This is a genomic window from Prevotella conceptionensis 9403948, assembly GCF_000312305.1.
Taxonomy (GTDB): Bacteria; Bacteroidota; Bacteroidia; order Bacteroidales; family Bacteroidaceae; genus Prevotella; species Prevotella conceptionensis.
In genome coordinates this window covers 32,117-38,610 of record NZ_HE999455.1, presented here as the reverse complement: position 1 = coordinate 38,610, position 6,494 = coordinate 32,117, and the positions used below count along the sequence as shown (strand labels likewise).

5 protein-coding genes are annotated in these 6,494 nt (G+C 41.8%); 1 reads left to right on the top strand and 4 read right to left on the bottom strand.

What is annotated here, in order from left to right:
- Positions 1–865 (top strand): YncE family protein (locus BN93_RS14680; protein WP_044261018.1); only part of this gene is annotated, 865 nt, incomplete at its 5' end.
- 359 nt (positions 866–1,224) lie between these two features.
- Here BN93_RS14680 and BN93_RS18790 read toward each other — a convergent pair.
- The 4 genes from BN93_RS18790 to BN93_RS14660 form a co-directional block, all read right to left on the bottom strand.
- A complete protein-coding gene (locus tag BN93_RS18790; protein WP_019189058.1) occupies positions 1,225–1,626 on the bottom strand; it encodes a hypothetical protein in 402 nt (133 codons plus the stop codon).
- Positions 1,623–2,867: a site-specific integrase gene (locus tag BN93_RS14670; protein ID WP_019189057.1), complete on the bottom strand. Its 1,245-nt coding sequence runs from the start codon at positions 2,865–2,867 to the stop codon at positions 1,623–1,625. Before BN93_RS14670 ends, BN93_RS18790 begins: the two co-directional genes overlap by 4 nt.
- 56 nt (positions 2,868–2,923) lie before the next feature.
- Positions 2,924–4,153 (bottom strand): site-specific integrase, encoded by a 1,230-nt coding sequence (locus BN93_RS14665; protein ID WP_019189056.1) that lies wholly within the window; start codon positions 4,151–4,153, stop codon positions 2,924–2,926.
- Between the two features lie 1,360 nt (positions 4,154–5,513).
- The gene (locus tag BN93_RS14660; protein WP_019189055.1) at positions 5,514–6,440 is read right to left on the bottom strand and encodes a tyrosine-type recombinase/integrase; all 927 of its coding nucleotides are present in this window, start codon (positions 6,438–6,440) and stop codon (positions 5,514–5,516) included.
- Positions 6,441–6,494: the final 54 nt, after the last annotated feature.

Genomic DNA, 6,494 nt, shown 5'->3' with positions numbered 1-6,494 from the left:
ATTTCCAAGTGGTGCAAAGGCCACATACATCACATTCTTATCCGAGAAGAAAGCCTACGTTTCTTGTCTTGGATTAGGAAAGGTGTGGATTATAGATCCGTCCTCCATGACAAAAACAGGAGAAATAGATTTATCTGGCTATTCCTTGGGGAAGTTGGCTGGCGACAATAATCCTGAACCATGTGCTTCCATCATCAGAGACGGCATCTTATACGTGACGCTCTGCCAATTAAAGTCTGCCTACTCATGCGAGAAGGGGGCACATATAGCCTTAATAGATACCAAGACCGATAAGCCCATCAAAATGATTAGTGACCCTCGTGCTACAATGGCCTCCTCTATGACCCCCGCTGGGGACCCATTCGTGGACGAGAAGGGTGACATCTATTTCTATTGCGTAGCTATGTTTGGATACCAGCCTGGGGTCAAAGAAGGATTCTTGCGCATTAAGAAAGGGGAGCAAGACTTTGACAACTCATATTGCTTCACCCTTGCAGACGTAAACTTAGAAGGAGTAAAGGGGAACAGAACATCGTATGCTTATAATAAAGTGTATGGTGGAAACGGAAAGGTTTATGGATACCTTAACATTCCCGGAGCGGCAAGCAATCCACCTGACTACGTTCATGACAAATCATTTCAAGCCTTTGAAATTAATCTATACAATAAGACTTGCAAGAAGATGAATTTTTCTGGAACTGTAGGCTGGGCCACATCCATCTGCAAGTCTGGCAATAATATCATCTTCGGCATGTCAACAGACCAAGGCATGGGCTACTCTGTCTATCACATGGATGATGGAAGCTATGAAAAATTGAAGGTAAAGGTTTCTGGAGCACCCTACATGTTGCATGAGCTTAAATAGTTGCCATAAAATATATTGGATACAAACTCAACATCTGAAAGGATGCGAACTTCTTGATTAGAAACTTTAATCTCCCTCAAAACAAGAAAAAGAGCTGTGTCGTTACTCATTATAGGGTTTGATACAGCTCTTTTAGTTTATGTGTTATAAACTATAAATTCTCATGGTTGTGCTTTTAGTTTTTATACACTGTCAATTCAGTTTTAATAAAAATCTTTCTTTTGTAGTAGCGTAGTAAATAATTGAAAGAATATTCGTATATCAATAAAAATCTTTAATCCTTTTTCTTTCAACGTATTATACCTTATTGTAGTTATGTAGTAAGATATAATCAATGAAAGAAAAAGAAAATATAATCATCAGGTATCCGTCTTTCCTATTAAGAATATCGGTGTTATTATGGATGTAGGTTTCTGCAATCTCTGACATACATGTTTCCTGAAGAAGTGTGCTTCCGTACTGTCCAATTGATAAGACAAAGCGATGATGATTGTGAGTGGATAAAGCGGAGCATATCCTCGCAGTCGTCCGTTCACGTAGACTTCCTGCTCCCCTGTATCCCTTTCGTCGGGTTGCAGGGGAGAGACTTTTAGTAGAAGTTGCAGACGATAATTGAGCTTCCTCCATGTTACACTAAAGAAATCCACCAGTTCATTCTCTGTCATGGCTATTTCGCCTTTGCCTTTGCAAGTGATTTGCATATTATCGCCCCACTCGAAATAACTGCGATCTCTTTTTATTTGATGGTGATTGACATTCATACGGTTTCCTCCTTCGTTTCTTTTGTCTGATGTTTCCTTATCAACCTGTCCATGTCCTCAGAAATCTTATTATCTGTCACCTGTGCGTAGATTTGAGTACTGGATATAGAGGCGTGCCCCATCATCTTGGCAATACTCTCTATGGGTATTCCTGCACTTAAACTCAGCGTGCCGAACGTGTGCCTTGCCATGTGGTAGGACAACCGCTCTCTGATACCACAAGCCTTACCCACGATGCTCAGCTTTGCACTCATCACGCTACGGCTACAAGCACAGTGAAAGATAAAGTCGTTGCCTTTTCCTTTCACCGTCTGCATTTCTTTCATACTCAGTCGTTCTTTCTTGCATTGATTGATGATGGTCTCTGCTATGGGGTGTAGTGGCACGACAAACTCCACCTTTGTCTTCTGCCGTTCTTTTCGGATATATTTCTGTCCGTCTGCTGCCGTTTGGACATGTCCAAATTGCAAATGTTCCATATCAGCAATAGCCAAACCTGTAAAACAGGCAAAGACAAACAGCCGTCTTGCTTGTTCTGCCTCCTTATCAGGTACTCTCAGAGCCATGAGTTTGGCAACATCGCTCTTTTGCAAAAAGCGTATCTTCTGTTTCGCTTTCTCATACTTGGCATTCTCAAAAGGATTACAGCGAATGAGCCTTTGACTGACCGCACGATACATCAGCCTACTCAGCCAACAAAGATAGCGATTCATGGTTGCAGTTGCCAAGCCTCGTTTTTTCAGATAGAAACGGTATTCTTCAAACAAGTCTTCCGTTATAGTGGCTATGACTATATCCGTCATTCCCTTATCCTTTACAAACTCCGTAAGTAACTTATCTGAATAGAGAAGATTCTGATAGGTTCCCTCAGCTCTCGATTTGCCCACGCACTCTTTAACGGATTGCAGTTCGGCTTTGCTCATGGCAAGAAGTGTTGTCGGCGTAGCGGCTACTCCCTGCAAACGGTTCTTGAGCACTTCCACACTTACCACCCCGTCATTTATCAGAATATCCTGATAGGTCTTTTCTACAAGTTCCTTAAACTCGCCAATTCTTTGATTGGTCTTCTTGTCGGTTGTCATCCCTTGCCTACTGTTCCACTCGGAGGACTTGCACTGCTCGCCTGTGGTGATAGCAGTGCTCTTTCCATCTATGGTGATACGGCAGAGAATAGCGGTCTTGCCGTCTGCCTTTGTCTTCTGCCTGTTGATGTAAAACAATATCTTGAATGTACTTCTCATTGTCTTGTTGTTTTAATGTCTGGAATGAATGTATAAGCATATACAAAGTATAGAGATTAGATAGCCAACTGCATATCTTCGGTGAAAGAGAGGAAACGGTTAAACTCCTCAAAGAGTTTCTGTGGTGTTACCTTTGCATAACGTTCGGTCATACTTACGTTCGTATGTCCCAGCATCTTGCTGACCGTTTCAATAGGAACGCCCTGTTCCAAGGTGATAAGTGTGGCAAAGGTATGCCTTGCCGTGTGCGAGGTAAAGGGAAAAGATATACCTGCCCGTAGTCGCAAGGCTTTAAGACAGGACTGATAAGTGGGATATTTGATGTAAGGGATCAGTGTTTCCCTTTCATCGCTGTGCATTTTCTCTATTAACCGAACAGCTTCCGGCAATAGTTTGATACGACAAAGCACGCCCGTCTTCTGTCGGTTGAACTTTAACCAAAGGCTACCCTTATCATCACGGACAAGATGCTTCTTGCTTAGTTCCATCAAATCACAATAGGCTGCACCGGTATAACAGGCGAAGAGAAACACATCACGAGCAGTTCCCATTTCTTTTTCCAATTCATCAAAGCAGAGTGCCTTCAACTTGTCCAATGCTTCTTTGTCAAGAGCTTTAGGTGCTTTCTTGTCTCCTCGTTCTATATGTACTTTGTCAAACAGAAGAGTGTCAGCCAGCCCCTCGCGATAAGCCAGCCTGCAGACAGTCTTCAAATCGGCTGCAACTCTGAAGAATGTGCTTTGCTGATGACCGAGTTCGCCAAGACAGAACGCCTGCAATTCGTAGATGAAGTTTTCTGTCAATTGCGAGAAAGCCAAATCCGAAACATGATACTTCCTCTGAATAAACTCCTGTAACCTTTTCCGAGTGGAATGATAGGCTGACATAGACCCTTCCTTGATGTCTATACCGATATGGCTTTCTTTCTCCTTGATGAGCATATCCAATCTCTCGATGAGCATACAGCGAGCCTGCACGCTGCCTTGAAACAGCTCCTTTACATCGGTTGCGTCAAATGGCTGGCCTTTGGTAATTAACGACTGATAGGCAGATTGAATGGAAAGCAACAGGTTCTCCAATCTCCCATTAACCTCCACCGCCTCACGGCTCTTGCCGTCCATTCTGCTCTCACGTGGATTCCATAAATCGGGGTTGCAGGAAAGTTTACAACTGAACTGCGCAATACTCCTTCCAAGTGTTATCCGCCCCATAATCGGGGCTTTACCTGATTTGTCTATACCGCTCTTTTTAAGGTAGAGCAACACCTTCGTTTTCTCTGTTTTCATACGCTTTAATATTTGTGGGTAAAGTTACCCGAATTAAAGCGTTCCTCACTTACGCAGAAAACTGCCGACCGAAGCAACAGCCACACGAACGAAAATAATTCAGTTACCGAATACTGCACCATCGTTACCTACATCAAAACAAGGTAACACTCTGGTAACTGAACTTCTGCCTAAATCTGCATATTTCTGCCCTTTACAAACAGAGCAGTATTATGCCAATTCGTGTATTTCCTCCTCATTATCAGTTAGTTTACATCAATTTCGATATTTCTTCTTTTTCATTGATTAGTTACGATGAGTTTAGCACCAAAACGCGCGCTATTTAGCATCAAAACACCGTTCATTTAGCACCAAAACGCACGCTAATTAGCAGCAAAATGCACTGCAAAATGCCGCAAAACGCAGACCAATATGCTAAAAAACGCAAGGCTAAATGCAACAAAATGCACAACAAAATGCAATAAAATACGGCGAGCATTGGCACTTAGCGCATTTATTTCGACGGTAAATAGTGTGAAATAAGGGCAAAATACACTTTAAGTAGTGGGCTTTTAGGTGCAAAATGCAGGTAATTGGAGGTGGAGAAAATATAAATTGGTGACCAACTAGAAGGGCAAAATGGTGCTAAATGCAGCCTGTATTCTTAAAACTGGACATATAATGGGCGGTGGAAGATTGAAAAAAGCGGCTGTTTGCCTACTTTTAGCCCATTGTTTTCGCTAGAATGGGGTGGCGAACAGCGTGTGTTTTGTAAAATATTACTACTTATTTTAACTTTAAGAGGTTATGGGTTTGTTAGTTCATGGGTTGTCGATACATTCAGTTTATGAGTAGTTAAGTCTAAGGCCATGGGCCCTTAAGTTATTAAACCTATCTTTTCATACTCCTTTTATGGTTCATCTGGAATTTGGAGTGGTAGTGTCTAATTTCTGATAATCAACAACCTTTGTTAGTTCTATACTTTTATACCCCCTTTATTTACTGCTATTAAAGAATATAAGGTGCTAATTTAAAGGTTACGAAATGTATTGTCATGTTACATGAAATTCATACACAACAAAACCCTTATAATTAATGGGTTTACAAAACTTCCTTATCTACTGTCGGCAAAAAAATATCATACCATCACTCCAAATTCCAAAAGACCCAAAAATATACGCTGTCATTGAACCGCGCTTAAAGCAACATCTTTTGCTGTCTTTCTGTTTTTGTCTGGTATCTTTCACTTGCCTTTTCGATGGCATAGCCCAACGATGCTCACTCAAAATGCAGGCGAAAGATGCCAGATAAGTCCCCCCAAAAACAGACAAAGGCGATTTTTAGAACCAGCCTTTAGCCATTGGCTATCGCAAAAACAGACTTACTTATTGAGGTATTTAAGCATTTTTGTGATACACCGTTTCTTCTGATCCATATTGGGGTGAACATAGAGATTGAGGGTTGTTGTGATGTTCGCATGCCCAAGCAACACGCTTACTGTTTTATAGTCGCAATTGCTTTCAATGCAGCGCGTGGCAAAACTGTGGCGCAGTCCGTGATATTTCAGCCGAGGAATATCCAAATGTTCCATCAACCGATGATAATAGTTTCGGTAGGTTCGTGGCTCTGTGGGTTTCTCTTCGTTGGTTAGCACATAGAAACTTGCATTTACCACTTTTTTCAGTGGTCTTACCATAGCCAAGAGTTCTTTGTTCATCGGTATCTCACGGCAAGAATTCTTAGTCTTTGGTGTGTTTATTACCAGCTCCGTGTGTTTGTGCTCACCTTCTATGATGTAGATACGCTCGATGGTACGGTTTACGGTGATTGTGCCCGTGTCTGTGTTGATGTCGGCCCACATCAAACCGCATATCTCACCAATCCGCAAGCCAGTGGTCAGGCTGATGTAGATGCCAAGGTTGCGAAATGTGAAGTTCTGCCTGATGAAATCGAGTATCTTTTTGTGTTGTGCCACCGTCAGCACTTCTATTTCTCTGTTGCCCTCTGTGGTTGGGTACTTAATGTCCCACTCGCAATAGTTCATCCAACCGTTCTTCACTCCAAACTTCATCACCATTCTCAATACGATGAGCATGTCTTTCACCGTTTTAATGCAGAGCCCGGCATTGAGTTTTTGCAACACAAACTCTTGTACTAGTTTCTCACTAAGAACTTCACAATCACCAAACGATGACAGTATATGGTTCTCTAAAATCAACACATAAGCAGCATAGGTGGACTGCTTAACGTAGCGTTGCTTTTCACTTTTCCAAGCCAACGCAATTTCTCTAATTGTTTTTGCTTTCATATTTAATCCTTAATCTAGAAAAGGTACATAATAATTAGAGAAAAGCATTAACTT